General features: G+C 50.0%; 23 protein-coding genes. 2 read left to right on the plus strand and 21 right to left on the minus strand.

Annotation, left to right across the window (positions count from 1 at the left end; translation table 11 throughout):
• Positions 1–3: 3 nt before the first annotated feature.
• Positions 4–699, minus strand: coding sequence for a DUF4956 domain-containing protein (locus ACQ9LF_RS13090; RefSeq protein ID WP_462489864.1), 696 nt, complete (start codon positions 697–699; stop codon positions 4–6).
• A gap of 19 nt (positions 700–718) precedes the next feature.
• Positions 719–1597 (minus strand): VTC domain-containing protein, encoded by an 879-nt coding sequence (locus tag ACQ9LF_RS13095; RefSeq protein WP_462489865.1) that lies wholly within the window; start codon positions 1595–1597, stop codon positions 719–721.
• 493 nt (positions 1598–2090) lie between these two features.
• On the opposite strand from ACQ9LF_RS13095, the gene ACQ9LF_RS13100 reads away from it, so the two are divergent.
• Complete coding sequence (locus ACQ9LF_RS13100; RefSeq protein ID WP_462489866.1) at positions 2091–3026, plus strand: N-acetylmuramoyl-L-alanine amidase family protein; 936 nt, start codon at positions 2091–2093, stop codon at positions 3024–3026.
• 31 nt (positions 3027–3057) lie between these two features.
• On the opposite strand, the gene hypB is transcribed toward ACQ9LF_RS13100, so the two are convergent.
• The 6 genes from hypB to hypF all read right to left on the minus strand — a co-directional run bounded on the left by hypB (position 3058) and on the right by hypF (position 8907).
• Positions 3058–3705 carry a hydrogenase nickel incorporation protein HypB gene (gene hypB, locus ACQ9LF_RS13105; protein WP_462489867.1) on the minus strand — a complete coding sequence of 216 codons (648 nt, stop codon included), beginning with the start codon at positions 3703–3705 and terminating at the stop codon, positions 3058–3060.
• Positions 3702–4064 carry a hydrogenase maturation nickel metallochaperone HypA/HybF gene (locus tag ACQ9LF_RS13110; protein ID WP_462489868.1) on the minus strand — a complete coding sequence of 121 codons (363 nt, stop codon included), beginning with the start codon at positions 4062–4064 and terminating at the stop codon, positions 3702–3704. Before ACQ9LF_RS13110 ends, hypB begins: the two co-directional genes overlap by 4 nt.
• Positions 4064–5083, minus strand: a complete 1020-nt coding sequence (gene hypE / locus ACQ9LF_RS13115) for a hydrogenase expression/formation protein HypE (protein ID WP_462489869.1) — start codon at positions 5081–5083, stop codon at positions 4064–4066. The genes ACQ9LF_RS13110 and hypE overlap by 1 nt, the downstream gene beginning before the upstream one ends.
• 192 nt (positions 5084–5275) lie before the next feature.
• A complete protein-coding gene (gene hypD, locus ACQ9LF_RS13120) occupies positions 5276–6340 on the minus strand; it encodes a hydrogenase formation protein HypD (RefSeq protein ID WP_462489870.1) in 1065 nt (354 codons plus the stop codon).
• Positions 6337–6588 carry a HypC/HybG/HupF family hydrogenase formation chaperone gene (locus tag ACQ9LF_RS13125; protein WP_462489871.1) on the minus strand — a complete coding sequence of 84 codons (252 nt, stop codon included), beginning with the start codon at positions 6586–6588 and terminating at the stop codon, positions 6337–6339. The genes hypD and ACQ9LF_RS13125 overlap by 4 nt, the downstream gene beginning before the upstream one ends.
• A 6-nt stretch (positions 6589–6594) precedes the next feature.
• Positions 6595–8907, minus strand: a complete 2313-nt coding sequence (gene hypF / locus ACQ9LF_RS13130) for a carbamoyltransferase HypF (protein WP_462489872.1) — start codon at positions 8905–8907, stop codon at positions 6595–6597.
• A 729-nt stretch (positions 8908–9636) separates the two neighbouring features.
• Here hypF and rpmA point away from each other — a divergent pair.
• Positions 9637–9876 (plus strand): 50S ribosomal protein L27, encoded by a 240-nt coding sequence (gene rpmA, locus ACQ9LF_RS13135; protein WP_462489873.1) that lies wholly within the window; start codon positions 9637–9639, stop codon positions 9874–9876.
• Positions 9877–9961: 85 nt separating this feature from the next.
• On the opposite strand, the gene abc-f is transcribed toward rpmA, so the two are convergent.
• The 13 genes from abc-f to ACQ9LF_RS13200 form a co-directional block, all read right to left on the minus strand.
• Positions 9962–11872 (minus strand): ribosomal protection-like ABC-F family protein, encoded by a 1911-nt coding sequence (abc-f, locus tag ACQ9LF_RS13140; protein WP_462489874.1) that lies wholly within the window; start codon positions 11870–11872, stop codon positions 9962–9964.
• Between the two features lie 99 nt (positions 11873–11971).
• Positions 11972–12535: a 2-oxoacid:acceptor oxidoreductase family protein gene (locus ACQ9LF_RS13145; protein ID WP_462489875.1), complete on the minus strand. Its 564-nt coding sequence runs from the start codon at positions 12533–12535 to the stop codon at positions 11972–11974.
• A gap of 1 nt (position 12536) precedes the next feature.
• On the minus strand, positions 12537–13265 hold the full coding sequence (locus ACQ9LF_RS13150; RefSeq protein ID WP_462489876.1) for a thiamine pyrophosphate-dependent enzyme: 729 nt from the start codon (positions 13263–13265) through the stop codon (positions 12537–12539).
• Position 13266: 1 nt separating this feature from the next.
• Positions 13267–14343 carry a 3-methyl-2-oxobutanoate dehydrogenase subunit VorB gene (vorB, locus tag ACQ9LF_RS13155; protein WP_462489877.1) on the minus strand — a complete coding sequence of 359 codons (1077 nt, stop codon included), beginning with the start codon at positions 14341–14343 and terminating at the stop codon, positions 13267–13269.
• A 6-nt stretch (positions 14344–14349) separates the two neighbouring features.
• A complete protein-coding gene (locus tag ACQ9LF_RS13160; protein ID WP_462489878.1) occupies positions 14350–14625 on the minus strand; it encodes a 4Fe-4S dicluster domain-containing protein in 276 nt (91 codons plus the stop codon).
• 494 nt (positions 14626–15119) lie between these two features.
• The gene (locus ACQ9LF_RS13165) at positions 15120–15512 is read right to left on the minus strand and encodes an RNA recognition motif domain-containing protein (RefSeq protein WP_462489879.1); all 393 of its coding nucleotides are present in this window, start codon (positions 15510–15512) and stop codon (positions 15120–15122) included.
• Positions 15513–15712: 200 nt separating this feature from the next.
• Positions 15713–16810, minus strand: coding sequence for a DUF3616 domain-containing protein (locus ACQ9LF_RS13170; protein ID WP_462489880.1), 1098 nt, complete (start codon positions 16808–16810; stop codon positions 15713–15715).
• Between the two features lie 79 nt (positions 16811–16889).
• The gene (locus ACQ9LF_RS13175) at positions 16890–18299 is read right to left on the minus strand and encodes an MBL fold metallo-hydrolase RNA specificity domain-containing protein (RefSeq protein ID WP_462489881.1); all 1410 of its coding nucleotides are present in this window, start codon (positions 18297–18299) and stop codon (positions 16890–16892) included.
• Positions 18300–18326: 27 nt separating this feature from the next.
• Positions 18327–19586: an MltA domain-containing protein gene (locus ACQ9LF_RS13180; protein WP_462489882.1), complete on the minus strand. Its 1260-nt coding sequence runs from the start codon at positions 19584–19586 to the stop codon at positions 18327–18329.
• A gap of 195 nt (positions 19587–19781) precedes the next feature.
• On the minus strand, positions 19782–19979 hold the full coding sequence (locus ACQ9LF_RS13185) for a DNA gyrase inhibitor YacG (protein WP_462489883.1): 198 nt from the start codon (positions 19977–19979) through the stop codon (positions 19782–19784).
• A gap of 23 nt (positions 19980–20002) precedes the next feature.
• A complete protein-coding gene (locus tag ACQ9LF_RS13190) occupies positions 20003–20827 on the minus strand; it encodes a TraR/DksA family transcriptional regulator (protein ID WP_462489884.1) in 825 nt (274 codons plus the stop codon).
• A 158-nt stretch (positions 20828–20985) separates the two neighbouring features.
• Entirely contained in the window at positions 20986–21792 is an 807-nt protein-coding gene (locus ACQ9LF_RS13195) for an ABC transporter ATP-binding protein (protein WP_462489885.1), read from the minus strand.
• Positions 21793–22830, minus strand: a complete 1038-nt coding sequence (locus tag ACQ9LF_RS13200) for a FecCD family ABC transporter permease (RefSeq protein ID WP_462489886.1) — start codon at positions 22828–22830, stop codon at positions 21793–21795.
• Position 22831 lies beyond the last annotated feature (1 nt).

The raw sequence follows: 22831 nt of genomic DNA on the forward strand, positions 1-22831 counted from the left end.
CTGTTACATCTCCAATAGTTGTTCCTGCATCGTCAGACTGACATTGTGTACACCCTCAATTCTGCGAATCTCCGACAGCAGCTGCTCGTTGTTGGCTGCTGTCTTCAGAGACAGCTGATACGAAAAATCCACCGAGCTGTCGTCGGGACTACAAGAATTGGATGAAATCAGCGTCATCGTCCGGGTAAATCGTTTTAAAGTCTTGATTATAAGATGATCGGGCCCTATCGTGCCGTCAAAGGTAAACCGCAAAAATGCATTATACGAATGATGCATTCCAAAATCCGCAAAATGCAGATACAGTAAAACCAGGCAAAGTCCGGCAGTACCTATCACCGCCAGTGCGTACCGCTGTGAACCACAGGCCATACCAATGACCACCGCACAAAACAGAAAGGTAATATCCCGCGTATCCTTGATAATATTGCGAAAACGAATCAGCGACAAAGCCCCCATCAGCCCGACAGCAATCACAAAACTGCCGGAAATGGTAGTCATCACCAGCGAGATCACGATGGTAATAATAATCAGGGATTGCACAAAGGATTTGGAATAAGACAAACTGTTATGGGTAAAATAATACACCCAGGCAAGCACCTGTCCCAGCACAAAAGACAGCAGTAAGGAAAGCAAAATTGACCACATATCAACTTCCGGACTGATAGCATATCCGTCCAGAATTTGCCACATTTTTTCCATAGATCTTCCTTAGATTATTTTACTTGAGCCTCGGCATGGTATAGCCAGTCGTCGCCGCAGGAACCAGCTGCGACACCGAACTGCAATACTTGGACATTGATTGACGATTTAAATTGAACATCTGAACCATTTGTTTTATCCAGCCTGGGAACCGAGCTGTAAATTTGATCTCTAACACGACAAAGTCAATCGGAATTTTTACCCATCCGGGACCGTTCAATTTTACCATCGCATCCTCGGCTGGGTGGTAATAGAGTTCACGATCAAAGGTAATACGCACCTTGGAATCAGAGCGATTCTCATAGGCTTCACGCTGGTATCGTACCAAAACCACAGGCTTAGCCGATAAACATCGGCAATAATGCATAAATTGCTGCAGTGCAGCACGGTCCTTTTCCGGCAGATTGTCCGGAATATAAGACCCGCTTAAAATCGATTTCACTTGACTCTTATGGACCTTGGCACGACTTTTATACACAATGCGGTTAAGCTTTCGTTTAATTTCAAAGAATACTGGACTATTCGGGTCGTCATCATATCCTCGAATACGCAGCTTAAATCGATTACATTTATCTACAATCGTCTCCTGAAATAATTGCAGATGCTGTGAATCCAGATAAAGACTGCTGATGGGGTACTGTCCAGAAGGTTGCCGAGCCGTATAAGGATCCGGTTGCAGAAAGCTTTTAATATAGGAACGGATCGCTACAGCAACATGCTCCGGGACACGATACTTTAACTCATAACGCTTTGCCAGCAAAGTATTTAAAGGCAATGCCGGCACACTTATTTTGTCCGGAGCGGCAACCACTGTCCTGGTGGGCCGAAGCGGCGTCGACTGATAAAGCTCGGGAGGCTTCAAATCCTGTTGCATCGGTTCAGCTTTAATTGTCTGCATCTCCGTTGGTTCCTAATATTTTGTATTTCTATATGACTCACTTTCCCTCCCCTTAATGACATGCATTTTAACATATTTTTAACTAAAAAACAAATTTTCTAAGACATTTCAGCCATAAATACCACCCCAATCACCCTGCCGTTGTGGGGGGTAAAAATTCTGCTGATGGGCTCCTGGTTTGAATATATTAAAATACAAAAGATTCGCCCTATAATATATCGTATATTTAAACAATATGTCATTACCAGGATAATCCGGATACAAATATATTTCAATATACACCTACTAACCACCTGAATTTATCCAAATATCTTTGATAAAAATTTTTTAGTCCGGAGCCTTTTTGGCCTGCAAAGAAATACAGCACTGACTTGCCGAACTCACGAAAACAGATAATATAAAGCCATTCCACCCTGCAATCCGATGTATAAAGGAACCCCGAACGGGGGGTTTATAGTAAATAGTATTGCAATAACGTAGTGAAAGGTAACACGTGAAACAATCCAGTTTCGTCATGTTTATCGGCTTGGCCCTGTTATTAGGCGGGGCAGGCTGTCAGCAGGCCCAGGAAACCAAAACGCTGTCTTTTCGATTAACACCTTTTGAATTAGCCCAACGGCTGGGTCTGGATGTAACTGAACAGACAGACCGATATTTCGAGATGAAAAATGCGGCAAACCGTGTTATTGTCTTCATTCACGAGGGTGGCCGGGTTTTTGTTAACCAGACGCCTGTCGGAAGCACCGGACCTGTAACCCATGCAAACGGCACTATTTACGTTCCGGAAATCCTGGAAAGCTTGATTCGCCCCCACCTAAAATCTCAATATACCCCTCCTCAGGTCCAACAGCAGCCTAAATGGACCCCTCCCACAACTCCACCCAAGACCGGTGGTCTGGTCGTGATTGATGCCGGCCATGGCGGTAAAGACCCGGGTGCCATCAGTTATCTGGGGCATTATGAAAAAGGAATTACGCTGCGGATTGCCAGCAAACTGGCTGCGGTCTTAAAAGCCAGAGGTTATCAAGTGAAAATGATACGGGATTCCGATGTGTTTATCGACAAATATGACCGAGCTGAAATCGCCAATCGAATTAATCCGGATTTATTTGTCTCCATTCATTGTGACGCCAACGAAAAACGATCTATTCATGGCTACTCTGTCTGGGTCAGTCGCTCGGCCAGCCAGGCCTCACGACGCACCGCGGCACTGATTGAAACCGCGATGACGAAAACGGGCATTTCCAGCCGGGGTGTGCGTGAAGCGGACTATGTTGTTCTGGCCAACACCAAATGTCCGGCTGTGCTGATTGAATGCGGCCATATTTCCAACCCCAGAGAAGCCGCTCTGCTATATGACGGCAGCTATCAGGATCGAATCGCTGCGGCAATCGCCGATGGGGTTGTAGAGGCCATGAAAAAACTGTAACTTCCCGAAAAAACTGAGTTTGCACGAATGCTCAAGAATTCTGCAGGCCCATCAGCCAGTCGTACCAGGTCTGCATACCCTGCCCGGTCGTTGCAGAAATCTGAATGATTTGTGCTTTGGAATTCAGCACGGCAATATCCGACAGCACCCGATGCAGATCAAACTGCAAGTGGCTGATCAGATCGATTTTGTTGATTAAAATCACATCTGCATTGGCAAACGTACCTGGATATTTGGCGGGCTTGTCATCCCCTTCAGGAATACTAAGTACCACCACCCTGCCTGATTCCCCCAGGTCAAAAGCGGAGGGGCAAACCAGATTCCCGACATTTTCGATAAAGACCAAATCTAAATCGTTTACAGGCAATTTCTGCAAAGCCCAATTGACTTGCGGAGCCGATAAATGGCAGGCTCCCTCAGTTTCAATCTGAACTGCCGCGGCACCGGCTGCCCGAATCCGCTGGGCGTCATAGTCGGTTTTGATGTCGCCTTCGATAACACCGATACGAAGTTTGTCTTTGAGGTCTGCAATCGTGCGGGCCAGAATAGTCGTCTTGCCGGAGCCGGGAGAACTGATGAGGTTCAGGCAGGCCAGCTTATGGCTGGCAAGGAAACTGCGATTCTGTTCAGCGGCCTGTTCATTTTTGCTTAATATCCGGGTATTCAAATTGACTTTCATAGTCCACCTTTATCGTTTGGATTTTCGAATTCGATTTCTTCCAGCAGCAGCGGCGCATCGGCCTGAAAATCAAAATGCTCTGATTGGCATTCGGGACAGGCTGGTGCATAAATATCAAAGTCAAACAGCCAGCCACAGTTGTCGCATCTGGCCCGCAGAGGAATATGCTTAATGACCAGTTCCATGGTATCGCATACAGTCCCTTCGGCGGCAGCCCCGAAGGCAAAGCGCATGGCTTCATCATTCAGGGCATTAAACTGACCGCAAGAAATAACCGCCCGAACCGGCCTGGCATTAAACTTGACGGCTTGTTCCAAAATCGTTTCCAGGACACTTTGCGCGACAGCGGTTTCGTGCATCAGCAAATCCTCGGCAATTCCCGGCCATAGGGCATCTGAACGATGCGCCGACCGCCGATTCGTGTCATCAGCTCGACCAGGCTGTGCGGTTGTTTGGGACCGATTTGACCAATACAGGCGGCTTTCTGGCCGAGGGGGTGCTTCCTCATTATTTCCAGCGCCTTATCCCGGGCCGGGGGGCTGACGACGGCTACAAACTTGCCTTCATTGGCGATATTCAGGATATCAAATCCCAGAATATCCGCAGCCGCCTTGACCGCCGGGTTCACCGGCAGCCATTCTTCAACCAGTTCGATTCCGCAGCCGCAGGCCTGGACAATTTCATTGGTCACCGCAGCCAGTCCGCCGCGGGTCGGGTCACGCATAAATTTCACCTGGTCGCTAAGCTCATCCAGAAGCATGGCAATCAGTTCATTCAAACAAGCACAGTCACTTTGCAGCGGACTTTGCAGGGCCAATTCCTGCCGTTTGGACATGATGGTCATCCCATGGTCTCCGAGGGTTCCATTCAACAAAATGACATCCCCGGGTTCAATACGATGAAATCCCAGCGAGGCAGCCATCTTTTTTTGTCCGACACCTGCGGTATTGATAAAAATGCCATCGGCGGCTCCTTTTTCAACCACTTTGGTGTCGCCGGTCGCGATCGTAACCTGAGCCCGATGAGCCGTCTTGCCGATGCTGTCCAGAATCCGCTCCAGATCGGCAGTGGGGAAGCCTTCTTCGATAATCAGGGACAGACTCAAGGCAAGCGGTTGGGCACCGCTGACAGCAAGGTCATTGACCGTACCGCAAACAGCCAGCTTGCCAATATCCCCTCCGGGAAAAAATAACGGCTGCACCACAAAACTGTCGGTGGTAAACAAAAGCCGGCAGTCGTCCACGCTGATTTCGGCAGCATCGGTCAAGGCAGGCACCGAAGAATACACACGGGGAGCGATCGTTTTACTGATCAGCTCGGCCATCAGCCTGCCGCCCCCGCCATGGGCCAGTAAAATGGTGTCACTGAGTTGTGTCATCGTCGTCAGAAAATTCCTTTCTTATAGACTGATCCTACCTAAAATTTTCCATTTCGTCGCGGCTGAAAAGCTTTCAGCCGCCAGCTTCCAGCAACAGCATATACCGCGGCTGCGTGAGGCAACGTTACCCCGTGAGTACTCGCGGCATAAATCCGGCCTGTGGCCGTCGCGGAATACTCATACCCTTGGTATTTAGCGTTGATATTTATACCATGCGGCACAGGCCCCCTCCGTGCTGACCATGCAGGGGCCGACGGGATGGTCGGGGGTACATTTGATGCCGAACAGACCGCACTGGCTGGGCTCCATCAAACCGCACAACACCTTACCACACTGACATCCCCCGGGTTCTTCGGTGGGAATCTGCTGGATTCCAAACCGTTTCTGAGCGTCGAAGTCCGCATACTCATCACGAATACGCAATGCTCCGGCAGGAATACAGCCAAGTCCTCGCCATGGGCCGTCGCAGGGGACAAAGACCTGATCAATCATTCGAACGGCCACAGGGTTGCCCTCCGGACGAACGGCCAGATTATAGACCGAATCGACTGCAGGTTGATGATCCGCAATCTGGCGACAGATTCTGGCCAGCCCCAGCAGAATCTGTTCGGCCTCAAAGCCGGCAACAACACAGGGGCGATGAAACTGTTTAACAACACCGTCATACACCCTGCTGCCCAGAATCACACTGACATGGCCGGGACATAAAAATGCGTCGATTTTGTCATTCCGGCCGGATAATAAGGCGTGCATCGCCGGCAACACCCGTTTATGACCGCACAAGACAGCGAAGTTTTTCAATCCAAGTTCTTGTGCCTGTCGGATGGCGACGGCGGTAGCCGGAGTGGTTGTTTCAAATCCCACAGCAATAAACACCACTGTTTTCTCGGGATGTTTCCGGGCCAGTGCCACTGCATCATCACTGCTGAGCACAACCCGGACATTGGGCAAACTGAGCCGTTCCAGTGATGTATTCCTGCCGGGGACACGAATCATATCGCCATAGGTCGCTATCAGGCAATCCGGCCGCCGGGCCAGATCGATGACCGTATCGATATATCCCTGATCGGTGACACAGACTGGACATCCCGGGCCGGATAATAATTTCAGATTGGCAGGCAACATGGACCGAATCCCATGACGAAACAGGGCCACGGTATGGGTGCCGCAGACTTCCATCACCTGCACCTGCCGTCCGATAGCCGCACAGGCCTGTTCCATGTCGCTGCGGGCGGATTGGATGACATCGAGCCTCATTGTTCCGCTCCTTTGGCCTGATTCTGCTCCGCTTCCATGTCGGCAATCTGGGCAAACAACTCCCAGGTCTGGCGAGCATCCTCTTCCTCGACTTTAGCAATGGCATACCCGGCATGCACCAGAACTATATCTCCCAGCTTGACTTCGGGCGTCAGGGTGGTACGAATCGCCCAGCGATTACCCATGGCATCGGCAATGGCCCGATCTCCGGTCAGTTCCACAATTCTAGCTGGTATTGCAAGACACATGGCTTTCTATTTCCTGAGTTTGAAGGTTTCATTTGCGATCGCTGCCTGACCCAACGCGACACAGCCGTCATTGGCCGGAACACGCCGACTCAAGAATACCTGAAAACCGCTGTTTTGCAAGATTCCAATCAGACAATTTGTCAGATACCGATTGCAAAACACCCCGCCAGACAGAACCACCCGATTCAATCCGGTCTGTTGGCGGGCCAGGACAGCAAACTCCAGCAGTGCCTGACCGGTCGAACGATGGAATCGTGCAGACATGACGGATGTATCATGGCCCTTGCGTATGTCCTCCAGAAGGCCTGCAAGCACCGAACCGATTGTCCAAACGACGCTGCCCTCTGGAGTCTGGCGCAGTTGAATTGGGTAGAATCCGGTTTCATCGGGATCGGCCACAGCCTCCAGAGCCATGGGAAGCTGAGCTTCAAAATGATTTTGAGACCCTAACTTTACCAGCGCTGCAACAGCGTCAAACACCCGGCCCAGACTGGAAGTGGGCACTACGGCAAAGGCGTTATGAATCTGCTGGCTGATGACTTGAATTTTTTGTGTATCTGGTTCGATTCCGGCCAGGATATCATCCGGCAGTGTGATCCCGGCAGCTTCGCACAACCCCAGAATCGGTCGAATCGCTTCCACGGACGCCGCATCCCCTCCGGCTAACGGGTAATAGTCCAGATGTCCAAATCGTCGCATCTGAGTCAGCGAGCAAACCAGACATTCACAGCCCCATATCGCATCATCGGTACCATAGCCGGTTCCATCTGCCACCAGAGCAATCACCTCATCTTGAATACCATATTCGGTCATGACCGCCGCTGCATGAGCCCAGTGATGCTGAATGCTCATCGCGGGAACCCCTGCCTGCTTGGCGTAATTCTGGGCAAACTGGGTCGAAAAGTAGGTCGGATGCAAATCGTGAACGATAACTTCCGGCCTTATTTCAAAAAGAGCGGCCAGATGGTCAATAGAACGGATATAATGGCGATACACGGCTGGATTTTCAAGATCTCCGATGTGCTCGCTGAGCAGATAATGATGGCCTTTGGCAAAACAGAATGTGTTTTTCAAATCCGCTCCCGCAGCAAAAATCTCTTTTACGGCCGGGGTGTGGTTGAGAATCGGTTCAGGCACATACCCCCGCGACCGGCGCAGCAATGCGGGCTTCCCGTCAATGAGTTGTGTGACCGAATCGTCCACCTGCCGATAGACGGGGCGATTGTGCATGAGGAAACAATCGGCAACATCTCCCAATTGCTCCAGGGCTGCATCATTATCACAAATCAGCGGCTCATCCGAAAGGTTGGCACTGGTCATGACCAGCACGTCAATACCCGGCTCTGCAAACAATAGATGATGCAGCGGCGCATAGGGCAGCATGAATCCAAAGCAGTTCGTCCCGTTTGCAACCGAAGGGGCAATCGCGTTCGGGTATTTTTTAGGCAGCAAAACAATCGGGGCAGCCGGGCTTGTAAGCAATCTCTGTGCGGCCCAATCCACAACAGCATATCGTTGGATGGTATCAAGACTCCCCGCCATCATCGCAAAGGGTTTTGCTTCCCTGCGTTTTCGTTTCCGTAACAGTTCCACCGCTTTACCATCCAATGCATTGACGGCCAGATGAAATCCGCCGATGCCTTTGATGGCGAGGATTTTGCCTTCAAGCAGGAGATGGGCGGTTCTGGAGATAGCCCTGTCGCTGTCGATTTCAATCTGTGTGCCTCTGTTGTCCAGCAAAGTGACTTTGGGGCCGCAGACAGGACACGCCAGCGGCTGGGCATGAAACCGACGGTCGGCTGCATCACCATATTGCGCCCGGCATCGCGGGCACATCTCAAATTCTGCCATGGTGGTATTAGGCCGGTCATAGGGGATCGCCTTGATAATCGAATACCGCGGCCCGCATTGGGTACAAGTGATAAAAGGATAACGATATCGTAAATCGGTCGGTGTGTTCATTTCCGCAAGACAATCCACACAGACCGCGATATCTGGACACAACCGCGACGTCGGCGAATCAGCGGTGCCGCTGGCTTGAATAGAAAACATCGGCTCATTTTCACGCACCGGCAATTCAATCGTCGCCACGGATTCAATCTCCAATAAAACCGGACGATGAGGGCCGGATTGAAGCTCCTGCAGAAATGCCTCCAGATCAGGGCCGGCCCCCTGCACTTCAATCAATACTCCTTGTGTGTCATTTTGAACAAAACCGGTTAATCCCAGCTTCAGTGCCAGATTATAGACATACGGCCGACATCCAACCCCCTGGACCTGACCTTTTAATTTGACTTGTAATCGTTTTTGCTGTGTCATCCCTGGCTGATGGAATCCCTTCACATTAAATGATACCAGTGCGAGGTATTATGACAGGACAGTCCTTAAAAAACAATGCTTGTCTGGTAATAAAATTTGAGTTCCGGACTTCATTAAAGACCGATAATAAGACAGAAAAAGAAATAATATGCAAAAAAGTAGAACGCTTAGAGCCGGAACTATATTTTTTCTTAATATTTTCTTGTTTTTTAATTCATATTTCTATATAATCCCCTTTATCATAATGATGACAAAAATGATAGTTGGGGGTTAGTTTAATGCATAATGCTATTATCAATCGGTTTTATCGCAGCGTGGAAGCAGGTCGGGGTCCGCCGGATTCCTAAAAAAACCTTTTAAAGACTTCAAAAAAAGCTTGCTTTTACCCATTATAGCCATTATATTAAAGTAAGTTAGGGTAGCGTTCCTCGTTGAGCATCAATAGTATATTCCGCATTTTTGAGACGAATGTCTTAGGCATATTATGCGGGGGCCTCCGACCCCGAAACAGAAACACTTGTCTCTGTTTTCTCCGGCCCCCGCACCTTTTTTCTCTAACATTTGGATATATATTACCTTTATTTGAACATACAAATTCATTATTTCGGGGTTATATTTTTAATTCTTTTTGAAAAATTCTGCTGGACAAAGCCTTTTTGCATTGTTACTTTATATGGCTCTTAGGTTTACGGTAAATAAAAGGCGATATCTTAGAATACGAGGTTTGATATGGCACATAAGAAAGGACAAGGGTCAACACGAAACGGACGCGACAGCAACCCGAAATATCTGGGTTTCAAGGTGTCCGGCGGTCAGGCTGTTATTGCCGGTAATATTATTCTGCGTCAGCGCGGAACAAAGTTCTTCCCTGGTTTTAACGTTGGGATGGGCAAAGATCATACCATTTTTGCAACCGAGAACGGCACCGTTCAAGTGACCGGCAGACGGATTAACGTCGTAAAGGCCTGATTGGATCGACTTCCAGACATCCTAAGGCGGCCCATGAGCCGCCTTTTTTATTGGCTGTTCATTTCCAGATTTTATTGGTCTGGTATTACCGTTCCAACTGTTCCCAGCGTGCAAACAACTGTTCGTTCTGAGCTTCCAGTTCCTGAATTCGTGCCGCAACCTTTGCAATCACCTCGCTGGGCTGTTTATAGAAAGCAGGCTGAGTCATTTGTCCCTGAAGCTCTGCAAGTTCCTGTTCATTCCGCTCGATATCGGCTTGTATCTGGTCCAGCTCTTTGAGCTGCTTATAGCTGAGCTTCTTTTTGGCAGTTGCCTGACTGTGTGACTGGGGTTTTTCTTTATCCTTTTTAGCAGTGGGTATTCCAGACTGAATTTCCGGGGATGGCTGCAAGGCCTTCCAGTCATCATAACCGCCCACATATTCTGATACCCTACCCTGCCCTTCCAATACCAAAGTGCCTGTCACGACATTATTGAGAAACGCTCGGTCGTGGCTGACCAGCAGCACTGTACCTTGGTACTCCATCAGCAGCTCTTCCAGTAATTCCAGGGTCTCTATATCCAAATCGTTGGTGGGTTCGTCAAGCACCAGAACATTGGAAGGCTTGGCAAACAGTCGGGCCAGAAGCAGACGATTTCGTTCGCCGCCGGACAGATTTTGCACCAGATTTCGAGCCTGCTGAGGAGTAAACAGAAAATCCTGGAGATACCCGACCACATTTCGCTCCTTGCCATTGACCATAATGACACTATATCCATCGGCCACATTTTCCCAGACCGTCTTGGTCTCATCCAGTTGAGCATGAAGTTGATCAAAATAGGATATTTCCAGCTTGGTGCCCAGCTTCACCGTCCCTTCGGTAGGTTTCAAAAGCCCCAACAAGACTTTCAACAACGTGGTTTTGCCGCTGCCATTGGGGCCAATAATGCCGATTTTATCACCGCGCATGATCGTTGTAGTCAGGTTGTCAATAATTTTCGGCGAGGGCATTTGAAGTACCGTATCAGGGTATGCGAAACTGACCTTCTGCACATCCATGACCAGTTCGCCAGACATCTGAGCCTCCTGCATTTCAAACCGCACTTTGCCGATGGTTTGCCGACGCTGTCGGCGAATCTGACGCATTTTGAGCAATTGCCTGACCCGCCCTTCATTGCGTGTCCGGCGTGCTTTGATGCCGGTTCGAATCCAGGCCTCTTCCTGAGCCAGCTTTTTATCAAACCATTTCTGCTCGCTCAGTTCAGCATCAAGCTGATTCTGTCTGCGTTTGAGGAAGGCATCATAATCGCACTGCCAACTGGTCAGACTGCCGCGATCCAAATTGATAATTCGGGTAGATAACTTACGCAAAAACATCCGGTCATGCGTCACGAAAATCAGCGTTCCGGGGTATTTGAGCAGAAATTCCTCCAGCCAGACAATCGAATCCACATCGAGATGATTGGTCGGTTCATCCAACAGCAGAATATCTGGCTCCAGCACCAGCGCCCGGGCCAGAAGCACCCGCCGCTTTAACCCTGCCGACAAGGTATCGACCGGAGCATCCGCATTCAATTTCAAATGCGATATCACCGTATCAACCTGCAGATGGACCTGCCAGGCATCCTGCGTTTCCAGTTCATGCTGGAGTCGATTGAGTTTGTCCATAACCTGCGGGGTGGGTTTCTCAGCCAACTCCCGGCTGACATTGTGGTAGTCCTGCAGCAGCTGCCCGCGTCGCCCCAGACCCTCCGAAACCGCTCCAAACACAGTCCCCTGGAGGCCCACCGGAACCGTTTGCTCCAGCATGCCGATCTGCAGCCCCGGCTTGCGGGTAATCTGGCCGGACAGTGGTTCGATTAGGCCGTAAATAATCTTCATCAGCGTCGTCTTGCCCTCGCCATTACGACCAATCAGGCAGATACGCTCCCCCTGCTCGACCTGAAGACTGACGTTGTCCAGAATTGGGGCCTGACCAAATCCCATCGAAATATTATTAATACTCAACAATGCCATATGTGCCTGCTTTATCTGCCCGCCCCGTCTTGTGCAATAACCGGGATGGATTATGGGTTGGGACAGGTTCTGTGAACCTGTCGAACTTGAACGATGGTATTATACCCTTTGGCAGGCCCTGACCGCGGTAAATCGTTTAGCCCCTTCCCGCAGTGCCCGCACATTCATCTCCGTCATCACCGGATTTTTGCCGCCAAACAACTCACGCATCCCCCGCTCAACACTATCCATCTTCAGCAGTCTTGTATGCTGGATATACGCCCCCAGCGCCGCCATATTGGCCCCTCTGATATTGCCCAGTTCCCGGGCAATCTGGGAGGCTGGAATCTGAATCTGTTCCAGGTCGGCCCGTTTGACAGAACGCTGAATAATCGATGTATTGACCAGAATCAGCCCGCCAGGAATAATACATTCCTCGTATTTATCCAGCGACTGCTGATTGAGAATCAGTGCCTGGTCCGGCGTTTCCACAAACGGACAGGCAATCTCGTCGTCCCCCACAACAATCGTGGCACTGCATGTGCCGCCGCGCATCTCAACGCCATAAGAGACCATGCCGGTCACATTCTTGCCTTCGATCATGCAGGCCCGAGCCAGCACGTTGCCCATCGCCACCACACCCTGTCCGCCGTAGCCGGCAATAATAATTCTGGTTTCTTTCATATCAGCGATCTTTAAATACTCCCAGCGGGAATGTTTTTTTCATCTCATCATTGACAAATTTAATCGCATCCTGCGGCGTCAGCTTCCAATCCGTTGGACACATTGACAGCACTTCGACCAGCGAATAGCCTTTGCCTTCCATTTGATTTTCAAAAGCCTTTTTAATTGCCCGTTTGGCCACAATGACATCCTTGGGGGAACTGACCGAAGTCCGTTCAAGATAACTGACACCATCCAGATGACTGAGCAGTTCACAGATGCGGATCGGTCCGCCTTCCTGATGCTTGCCGCGTCCGCCGGGAGTGGTTGTCGTATGCTGCCCCAGCAGGGTCGTCGGAGCCATTTGCCCACCGGTCATGCCATAAATGGCGTTGTTCACGAAAATCACCGTGATATTTTCGCCGCGGTTGGCCGCATGAATCGTTTCCGCGGTGCCAATCGCCGCCAGATCGCCATCCCCCTGATAGGTAAACACAATCCGATCCGGCAGCATCCGCTTGATTCCCGTGGCCACCGCCGGACTGCGTCCATGGGCGCACTCGATAATATCAAACTTCATATAATCATAAAACATCACCGCACAGCCCACGGGCGCTGTGGCAATCGTCTTTTCACGAATACCCAGTTCGTCAATGACTTCGGCCACCAGCCGGTGAATGATACCGTGCCCGCAGCCAGGACAATAATGGCTTTGCGAGGCACACAGGGACTCGGGGTGCAGAAACTCCATCTCACCTGCCTCCTTTGGCCTGTGCGGCCATCTGTTCAATTTTCTCAAGAATGGCTTCCTGCGTCGGATACCAGCCGCCGCCTTTACCCAGAAATTCCACGGGCCGACGGCATTCGATGGCCAGCTTAACATCCTCAACAAATTGCCCTTCGCTCATCTCGACAACCAGAAACTGTTTAGCCGTCTGCGCTGTTTTTAAAAACAGATCCTTTGGGAAGGGCCACAAACTGACAGGCCGAAGCAGGCCGGCTTTAATGCCTTTCTGACGGGCCATTTTCACAGCTCCCTTGGCAATTCGACCGGTAATCCCATAGCCGGAAATGACAATCTCTGCATCCGATGCCTGGTAGTCTTCGCAAAGCTGAATGGCTTGTTCGATTTGCCGATATTTTTTCTGGAGATTTTCATTATGTACCACCAGCCCAATATTGGGATGCAAAATCAGGGTTTTAATCACCCGGGGTGCACGCCCCCGGCATCCGTCCAAAACATAATCCTTGGCCGGAATAGCCATCAGCGGCTGATATGGCTCCATCTCCACCGGTTCGGCCATCTGGGCCAGTATCCCATCCCCCAGAATCAAGACCGGATTACGCCAGAAATCGGCATAATCAAACGCATTCATCGTAAGGTTATAGACTTCCTGAAGCGTCCCCGGGGCCAACACAATCAGTCGATAATCCCCATGCCCGCCCCCTTTGACCGCCTGAAAATAGTCTGCCTGAGAGGCCCGAATGTTACCCAGCCCCGGTCCGCCTCGCTGCATATTGACAATGACACAGGGCAGCTCGGCCGCAGCAATATAGCTGATGCCCTCCTGCTTGAGACTGATGCCCGGCGAAGAAGAACTGGTCATACACCGCGTGCCGGTGGCTGAAGCTCCAAAAAGCATGTTAATTGCAGCCAGCTCACTTTCGGCCTGAATAAACACACCGCCGGACTGCGGAAGTCGCCAGGACATATATTCGGGTATCTCATTTTGCGGTGTAATCGGATAGCCGGCAAAAAAACGACACCCGGCACGCACTGCTGCTTCAGCCAGCAGCTCATTACCTTTTAACAGAATCTTTTCACCCATCGATGATCACTTTCTCGAAGATTGTTCATCGGAAGCATCTTCTTCACCGCCGGATTCATCGGCCCGTTCGTAAATCTCAATCGCAACATCCGGACACATCCGAAAACATATTCCGCAGGCATTACAGGCCGCCGGGTCAATGATTTCTGCATAAGGATTGCCCTGACTGTTGAGTTCTTCCGACATCCGTAAATAGCCTTTGGGGCAAAACAGCACACATAAGCCGCATCCTTTGCAGCGCTCAATATCAAAATGAATTCGTGATTTTTTTGTTTTACTCATGATTATGATATCCCAAAGCCACAATGATACGACCGGGCCTGCTCAGAGTCAATAGTTTTACCGATAAATAAAAGCTGTTGTGTATAATCTATCTATGTTTTTAAGAGTTATTATCGAACACAAAAAAAGCCAGACCCGTAACCGGCATCTGGCTTCAGAGGAGGGTGATGAGAAGAAAGCGATCGATCCAGGAACCGTCTTTGCAGACCGAATTCCTGAATTGGGATCTCTGGATTACTCGCTGACATACGGGGTCAAAAACACAAGGTGATTTCAATGTGCAGCTAACCTGTTACCATCAGATTTATATTATAAATACAAACCTAACCCTGTCAAGGCCTTGTCTCTGAAAAATCATATTTGGCAGAATACTCTGTGGCACTGCGACACAAAGTGGATATAACTTATTTCTGGGATGATAGTTATAAAAAAGGCACTCTGCAATCCGTCGGGATTACAAAGTGCCTTGGTATGATTGTGACTATTGTTGCAACTTAGCGTCTGCCAAAACCGCCACGTCCGCCTCTGTCGCCACCGCGGTCATTGCCACGATTGCCCCCACGGGGACCGCCGCCAAAACCGCCAGGACGTCTGGCACCACCGCCGCCACCGCCACCGCCAAATCGAGGCTTATTGGTTTTAGGTGGGTTGGCTTCAGCAACTTTGAGTATCCGGCCTTCCACTTCTTTGCCGTTCATGGCATTCATGGCTGCCTGAGCTTCCTGTTCACTGCTCATCTGGACAAAACCAAAACCTTTGCTCTGGCCTGTTTCTCGATCCATTACGATGTTGGCGCTTTCCACCGTACCGAACTCGGTAAACCACGATTCCAGCATGGCGGTGTCCACTTTGGCACTCAAATTCCCAACATACACTTTCTTTGTCATCTTGTTTCTCCAAAAAGAAAAAATTAAGACCCATGAGCCATACTGACAAACAGGCCAGATGTCCAGCGAGAACAGTTTCTCGCTTTTATTTCACTTATAACTATATCAATCCCTCCTGAAAATGCAACGCAATAAAATCGGGCTTAAAAAACTTTTTGTATCAACTATTATTCTGTGTGTCATTTATCGCATTTTAATAATTATTTCAGATCCGACAAAAACATCACACGGAATGTCCGACGGTTCAACTCCTTCAGATTTTTATTCAAACATCGCCCATTCGGCAGCAATTCCCCATCGACACATTCCTCCGGACTTTTGACCTCGACTTCGAGGGATCCATCATCACTGATTAAACCTGTCATGGAATTACCCGGACAGACAAATATAGCTTCCGGATTAAAGGTTGTTGGGGTAACGATCTCAACGGGCTTCAATGATTCCGTCCGGGGATTCCATTGACAAAATGCCTTATTTGCCTCACCGTCCACGGCACCGGCGGCAATCAGATACGACTGCTGCGATTCGATATATTCGATGGAGCGGATGCCTCGCCCGCCCAAATCCAGCAGTACCGGTTCTCCAAACCGGGCCGCTGCCCCCCGATCGATGATTTCCTCTGGATTCTGCAGACAGAGTAAAATCGCTTTTTTCCGGCCATCCGCCGGGTCGCGATACTGAGGATTGCGAAGCCCGATCCACAGCGATTTTCCATCCTGACCAGCGGCCAGGCCTTCAATATTAAACCCTTCACGCTTGGGCGCCAGTCGTTCCCGCTGCTTTTTTGTTAAAGCCTCTTCATCCTCAAGACGTGTGACAGACCCCAAATCCAAAAACCGCAGCGAGGGTGCATTCAGCATATCCTGCAGCAGCGTCATACAGGGCGTGCCGGCCGGGACCAGTTGCCAGGGAATCGCCGATGAGGCAGGACGTATGTCAACGGCAAAAAAACGATACCGGCTGGCTCGATATTTACCGTCTTTATTCCGGGCATGTGAGGTAATCCAATAGATACGGCTTCCTATGCGTGCAGCCCCTTCAATATCGGCTTCGGGGGACTTCGAATCCACCCTCAGAAACGAAGATAAATCATAATTCAGTACCGGCTCCGGCTGTCCATCGGCCCTGTACATTTTCAGAATATTGTGTTCATCATCGGCAACCACAAAGTAATTCGGATCGATTCCCGCCGCCGCCGATGGATCACTGCCGCCGGTCAGCGTATACATGCCAGCGGTCTGTGCCCCGGCGATGGCACAAATCACAGCTAATCCAAAAGCAATCCACGTGTGTTTCATAACCCCCCCCTGTTCACTGCACGCAATCTGGTTGCCACAGACTGCATCGGCTTGGCCTTTCAACTATATCTTTATTGCACTAATTTAAAGCCACTTCCTGCTGATATTCCGGCACCATAACATCGGCCCCCAGATTGTCCTTGAGGTATTCCCGGAAGTTTTCGGCAACTTCTTTTTCGCCATGGACAAGGAAAATCTTACGCGGAAGCTGCTTGAGATTTCGAAGCCAGTCCAGCATTTCCCTGCGATCCGCATGGGCACTGAATCCATGCACTTTGACCACCCGGGCTTTGACCGGATAGGTCTGACCTAAAATACGCACCTCACCGCCGTTGCTGTCCAGAATCTGCCGGCCAAGCGTCCCGTTGGCCTGATAACCTACAAACAGAATCGTGGATTCCGGACGGGTGATATTATTGACCAGATGGTGTTTGATGCGCCCGCCTGTGCACATTCCCGAACCGGCGATAATCATCACCGTTCCCTTGATATGGTTGATGGCTTTGGACTCAGCGGTGGCCTGAACTTTAATCAGCCCCTTAAAGCTGAATGGCGAACCATTCTTGAGAATCAGCGACCGCATCTGCCGATCATACAGCTCTGGATGTTTTTCGAACACCTCCGTCACTTTGACGGCCATGGGACTGTCCAAAAAGGTCATAATATGCGGAATGCGGTCTTCCAGCAGTAATTCATTGAGGAAATACAGGACCTCCTGGCTGCGTTCAATCGAAAAACTTGGCACAATTAAATTTCCGCCCGCTTTCCAGGTTTGATTGACTGCCTGGGCAAGCTGGTCTTTGGTGTTTTCTGTGTTTTCGTGCTCTCGATCGCCATAGGTCGATTCCATCAGGACATAATCGGCATGGTCAAAAACAGCAGGATCACGAATGATGGGTTTATTGTTGCGTCCGAGGTCTCCGGTAAACAGTATCGTCCTCGACTGACCGTTGAGATGCAGAATAATCTTGATAATCGACGCCCCCAGGATATGCCCGGCTTCATGAAAACTGACATCAATGCCTTCCACAGGTGAAAAAACCTGGGCAAATGGAACAGGCTCAATACAACTGAAACTCTGTTCTGCTTCTTCCAGGGTGTACAGCGGCTCAATGGGGCGAGGGCTTTCACGTCCTTCTTTTTTGTGACGCTTGCGTTTGAAGGCCGCATCTTCTTCCTGCAGCTTGCCCGAATCCATCAGCACAATTTTGGTGATTTCCGCCGTTGCCGGAGTGCAATAGACCTTGCCTTTGAATCCTTCCTTGACCAGTTTGGGAATCAGGCCGCAATGGTCCAGATGAGCGTGGGTCAGCAGCACCGCATTCAGGTCCGCCGGAACAAATCCGAAATCGTCCCAGTTGCGAGATTGATACTCACGTTCCTGATACAATCCGCAGTCCACCAGCACCCGGAAACCATTGAACTCCAGTAGATGCCGGGAACCGGTAACATTTTGTACCGCTCCGAGAAACCTGATCTTAAAATCCATACCATCTCATTTCATCATGCAGATCGCCTAATAAGCCGAATTCTGGGGCTGCGGCGAAGATTCAACCACCCCTGACACGGCTTCAGAGACCATCAATTCCGGCTTCACAAAAATATAATATAATTTGCCTTCTTCATATACCTGTCCGGCCATCTTGCCAGCCTCGTCGCCAGACCCCATATACACATCGCAGCGTCCCGGCGCACGAATAGCTCCGCCGGTATCCTGATCCAGAGCAAATCCAGTGTAAGGACGCTTGGAAATATCCATCCCGACCGGTCTTGGCAGATTGGTCTTGAGCACCGCAATACACCCTCGCGGATAAATGGATTTGTCTGTGGCAATCGTCCGCAGAGGTGTAACCGGCTCATTCAGACTGCCGCGCGGATCCCCGGAATCCATCTGGAAAAACACAAACCGGGGATTACGATAGATATAATGATCGACCATATTCGGATTCGCTTTGAAATACTCTATCATTCGCTGCAGACTAAGACCCTCTTTAGGCAGGACGCCGTCATTAATTAACTCCTGACCGATGCTTTTGTATTCATGGCCGTTGCTGGCGGTATACCCAACGGTAACCAGACTCCCATCTGCCAGCCGGATTTTTGCAGACCCCTGCACATGGGCAATGTACACCTCAAAGGGATCAGATAAATAAATCAGCTCTGTCCCTTTGAGCTGGCCGCTCTCCTCCAGCTCCCGGCGTGCCGGATATTGCGTAAATGTTCCGTCCGGCATTTTTCGCCCGAGTATGGTTCCGTCTTCTCCTTTGACCAGGTCCTGCGGCTGCTTGTAAAGCGGATACCGATACACCGCTGTCGGGGTCATCGAACCGTTAAAAATGGGGGTATAGTAACCGGTAAATAACACCGTGCCCATATCGTCACAGCCGACAGACTGGTAAAATTCAAATTGTTCTTTGATGGCTGCTGCCAGAGGACGTCCGACAAGACCCTGATCCAGCAGTTTCGCCAGCGTCTGCAGACTGGCTACCGCCCGTTCATGGGTAATATCGCCGCAGGGGAAATATTTTTTACTGCTGGTTTTATTCAAATAACGCAGACTGTTATCAATCGAGCGTCGTAAATCGACTGTTTCATAACAGGCAAATGTGATATCTGGAATCATTGCCGGATCGGTAATTTTGCGAAGGGCATATTGTCCAGGGGGTAATGGCTTATCATACTGGGGCTTGACGACCTTAACTGGTTTTTTACAACCTGCGAAAGTCAACGCCACTGCCGCTGCCAAAAGCAGCCGAACCACTAACGAACGACGCATAGACATCTCCATATACAAAATAGACTTTTCCGACCGGCTTTTCCGTAAGCCTCGATGCAGAAATAACTGAGACATTATGGCGAAAAATCCAAAGAAGTCAACCCGATTTGTCTATATTCCCTATTATCGGAGGAGGCCTGCAAAAAAGTTAAAAATTGGGGATGAAAATAATGCAACAGAATCGCAAAGGCCCCTTCACTCCATCTCATCCGCCGACTCCGATGGGGCAGGATGGGTGTCCGGGGCGGTTTGGACCGGAATACGATATACCCCATCTATCCATTTGCCTAAATCAATCAGCCGACACCGCTCAGAACAAAAGGGAAAACATCCCCGTTGCCTATTCTGTGGTGGACAGACAGGTTTTTTACATATTGGACATTCAAATGCCATATTTGATTAGATGCGAACTGCTGCTATTTCGAAGGAGGGTTGTCTGGTTCTTCTTCAATCTCGTACAAATCTTCCAGGTCTGGATCGGCTTCCAGATGGTCATATTCTCCCTCTTCGATCTCTTCTTCCTCTTGCTCGATCTCCTGGTCTTCGTCCAGCTCCTCAAATTCCTGGGCTTCTTCCTGGTCCAGATCTTTTACGCGCGTCCTGGATTCGCTCCGATATGAATTTTCCTTGAGGCTGACCTGTCCTTTTTCCAGTTTAGCCGCATAATCTACACAATACCGAGCCCAGGGACAAGCTTCCAGACGAGGTATGGGTATCGGTTTTCCTGTGCCCTCGCAAATACCGTAAGTGCAGTCCTGAATGCGTTTTAACGCAGCAAGTATCTCGGTAACAATCTTCCGTTCCCCGCGCATCAAGCCCAGGGCAAAATCCTGCTCAAAGGTATCCGAGCCGAGGTCGGCCATATGAATCGGCATGGTCGACAAATTTCCGGACGAATCTGCGCTGTTTTTACGGAGAGCTTCGGTCTCAATAGAATCCACATCCCCTCGCAACTGGTGCAGTTTTTCCAGAAGTATATGACGAAAATACTCCAGTTTCTCCGGACTGAGATAGGTTTTTGTGGATCCCTGCACCGCCTTTGGTACGGATGCCAGGATGGTATTTTTGGGTGATGCACTGTCCGTGTTAGTAATGGGGGATTTGGAGTGATTGCTGGGCTTTTTGGCAGTACTCGTTTTGCGTTCCTTTTTGGCCGCAGGTTTGGCTGTGTTTTTGGCCGTTTTGGCAACCGTTTTGGGCACTGCTTTTTTTGCCGTTGTTTTTTTTGCCGGTTTTTTCATTTTTACCACCTCATTTACGCATTATCAAGCCCTGCTGCACTGAAAATACAAAGGTATATCTTTTCCATTGTCGGCAATCTGAGAAGCCCAAAATATACTTTCTTGCAAAAAAATAGCAAGCCAAAAACAGCGAGTTTAACTTCTTTTAATAAAAAGACTTATTGTAATTGCTGTGAGTCAGAGCGGACAACAAAACGCCCCCACGGCACAAAAAACGGCGTAGTTCCGATAATTCCGCGATGACCTTCGACACCAAAATATGACTTAAGCCTCTCATTGTCAATGACTTGCAGCGGATTACCAACCTCGTATCGCCCCGCTCCGCCCAGTAAAAGAACACAATCACAATATTGGCAAGACAGATTTATATCATGTGTTACGACCAAAATAGTCTTATTCTGATCCTTTTGCAAAGATTTCAGGAGGTCAAATATATAAACCTGATGTTTTATATCCAGATGATTGGTCGGTTCATCGAGCAGTAAAATCGGGGTATCCTGGGCCAGTGCCCGCGCGATGAACACTCGCTGGCGTTCGCCGCCGCTTAGTTCATTGAGTTTACGATGGGCCAGGTGGGTAATCTGGGTCTGCTCCATCGCCTTACGTATCATGGCCTTATCGTTTTCATCTTCAAACAAGACATAACCCTCGCGTCCGACCCGCGCCATCGAAACCGTTTCCTGCACCGTGAAACCAAAGGCCGGGATATATTCCTGACATACCATGGCAATGCGATGCGACAGGTCCCGAATTTTATACTGACTCAGTTGTTTGCCGTAAAGTCTGATTGAGCCTTTCTGAGGCGACAGTAATCCAGCCAACAGCCGAATCAGCGTGCTTTTACCCGCACCGTTAGGCCCCAGGATACTCCAAAAACTCCCCTGCTCGACCGCCACCGTTACATTCGACAGCACAGGCAATTGCTTATAATGAAACGACAGGTTGTCGATTTCAATAATCGCCATTTAATCCCCCAGATGAAGCTTCCTGCCGAAACGCACCAGCAAATACAAGAAGAATGGACCACCGGCCAGCGCCGTAACGACTCCTACCGGCATCACCGCAGGCGATACCACCATCCGCGAGACGGTATCTGCAACAATCACAAATGCCGCTCCGGCCAGCGCACTGACGGGTATCAGCAGACGATGGTCCGGCCCAATCAGAAGACGCACCCCATGCGGCACAATCAATCCCACAAACCCCACCAGTCCGCTTAAACTGACTGCCACCGCGGTAATCAGTGCAGACACCGCAAAACATCCCTGATACAGCCATCGGACATTGACCCCCGCCAGCCTTGCCTCTTCAGGGCTGAAACTAATCAGATTCAACCAAACCGAAAACCGCATACACGTGATGACCCCCGCCGCAACAAGACCGGCACTGATCCACAGCAGGAACATATTGTCCATCGCGGAAATATTGCCCATCAGCCAAAAGAGGGTCGTCTGAATCTGACTGGCTTGTGCAATGGAATTCAAAAACATAATCACCGCCGACAAAAATGCATTCACAACCGCGCCAGCCAGAAGCAATCCCGTCATACCGCCTTTCTGGCCGCGTCCCCCCAGAAGCCAGACAATCCATACCGTCCCCAATGCACAGATAAACGACATCAGCGTAATTGCAGAGGTCCCCCATATCGTTACCCCAAAACCGCCAATCACGGCCAACATTGTTCCCAGTCCCGCTCCACTGGATACTCCCAGCAGATAGGGGTCCGCCAGCGGATTGCGTAAAATGGCCTGCAGGACCGTCCCTGCACAGGCCAGTGCCGCCCCGACAATCCCGGCCAGGAAAATCCGCGGCAGACGAAACTGCACGTAAATGATATAATCCTGATTAAATCCACTGCCGGTCGGTCCAAACATCCCTTGCCAGACACGCGAAAAAAAGATCTTCTCCGAACCAAACACAGAACAAATCGCCGCCGTCGCCAGCAATCCCACGATGCCGACCAGAATACTCCCCCACATAGTTCTGGAAGTCAGCGTCTTCATT

The sequence above is a fragment of the Anaeroglomus insulsum genome (assembly GCF_050689095.1).
Taxonomy (GTDB): domain Bacteria; phylum Planctomycetota; class Phycisphaerae; order Sedimentisphaerales; family Anaerohalosphaeraceae; genus Anaeroglomus; species Anaeroglomus insulsum.

Bases quoted from the DNA above. Each gene is read 5' to 3' on its own strand.
- ACQ9LF_RS13090 (WP_462489864.1), bottom strand. From the start codon at position 699: ATGGAAAAAATGTGGCAAATTCTGGACGGATATGCTATCAGTCCGGAA.
- ACQ9LF_RS13095 (WP_462489865.1), bottom strand. From the start codon at position 1,597: ATGCAGACAATTAAAGCTGAACCGATGCAACAGGATTTGAAGCCTCCC.
- hypB (WP_462489867.1), bottom strand. From the start codon at position 3,705: ATGAAAGTCAATTTGAATACCCGGATATTAAGCAAAAATGAACAGGCC.
- ACQ9LF_RS13110 (WP_462489868.1), bottom strand. From the start codon at position 4,064: ATGCACGAAACCGCTGTCGCGCAAAGTGTCCTGGAAACGATTTTGGAA.
- hypE (WP_462489869.1), bottom strand. From the start codon at position 5,083: ATGACACAACTCAGTGACACCATTTTACTGGCCCATGGCGGGGGCGGC.
- hypD (WP_462489870.1), bottom strand. From the start codon at position 6,340: ATGAGGCTCGATGTCATCCAATCCGCCCGCAGCGACATGGAACAGGCC.
- ACQ9LF_RS13125 (WP_462489871.1), bottom strand. From the start codon at position 6,588: ATGTGTCTTGCAATACCAGCTAGAATTGTGGAACTGACCGGAGATCGG.
- hypF (WP_462489872.1), bottom strand. From the start codon at position 8,907: ATGACACAGCAAAAACGATTACAAGTCAAATTAAAAGGTCAGGTCCAG.
- rpmA (WP_462489873.1), top strand. From the start codon at position 9,637: ATGGCACATAAGAAAGGACAAGGGTCAACACGAAACGGACGCGACAGC.
- abc-f (WP_462489874.1), bottom strand. From the start codon at position 11,872: ATGGCATTGTTGAGTATTAATAATATTTCGATGGGATTTGGTCAGGCC.
- ACQ9LF_RS13145 (WP_462489875.1), bottom strand. From the start codon at position 12,535: ATGAAAGAAACCAGAATTATTATTGCCGGCTACGGCGGACAGGGTGTG.
- ACQ9LF_RS13150 (WP_462489876.1), bottom strand. From the start codon at position 13,265: ATGGAGTTTCTGCACCCCGAGTCCCTGTGTGCCTCGCAAAGCCATTAT.
- vorB (WP_462489877.1), bottom strand. From the start codon at position 14,343: ATGGGTGAAAAGATTCTGTTAAAAGGTAATGAGCTGCTGGCTGAAGCA.
- ACQ9LF_RS13160 (WP_462489878.1), bottom strand. From the start codon at position 14,625: ATGAGTAAAACAAAAAAATCACGAATTCATTTTGATATTGAGCGCTGC.
- ACQ9LF_RS13165 (WP_462489879.1), bottom strand. From the start codon at position 15,512: ATGACAAAGAAAGTGTATGTTGGGAATTTGAGTGCCAAAGTGGACACC.
- ACQ9LF_RS13170 (WP_462489880.1), bottom strand. From the start codon at position 16,810: ATGAAACACACGTGGATTGCTTTTGGATTAGCTGTGATTTGTGCCATC.
- ACQ9LF_RS13175 (WP_462489881.1), bottom strand. From the start codon at position 18,299: ATGGATTTTAAGATCAGGTTTCTCGGAGCGGTACAAAATGTTACCGGT.
- ACQ9LF_RS13180 (WP_462489882.1), bottom strand. From the start codon at position 19,586: ATGCGTCGTTCGTTAGTGGTTCGGCTGCTTTTGGCAGCGGCAGTGGCG.
- ACQ9LF_RS13185 (WP_462489883.1), bottom strand. From the start codon at position 19,979: ATGGCATTTGAATGTCCAATATGTAAAAAACCTGTCTGTCCACCACAG.
- ACQ9LF_RS13190 (WP_462489884.1), bottom strand. From the start codon at position 20,827: ATGAAAAAACCGGCAAAAAAAACAACGGCAAAAAAAGCAGTGCCCAAA.
- ACQ9LF_RS13195 (WP_462489885.1), bottom strand. From the start codon at position 21,792: ATGGCGATTATTGAAATCGACAACCTGTCGTTTCATTATAAGCAATTG.
- ACQ9LF_RS13200 (WP_462489886.1), bottom strand. From the start codon at position 22,830: ATGAAGACGCTGACTTCCAGAACTATGTGGGGGAGTATTCTGGTCGGC.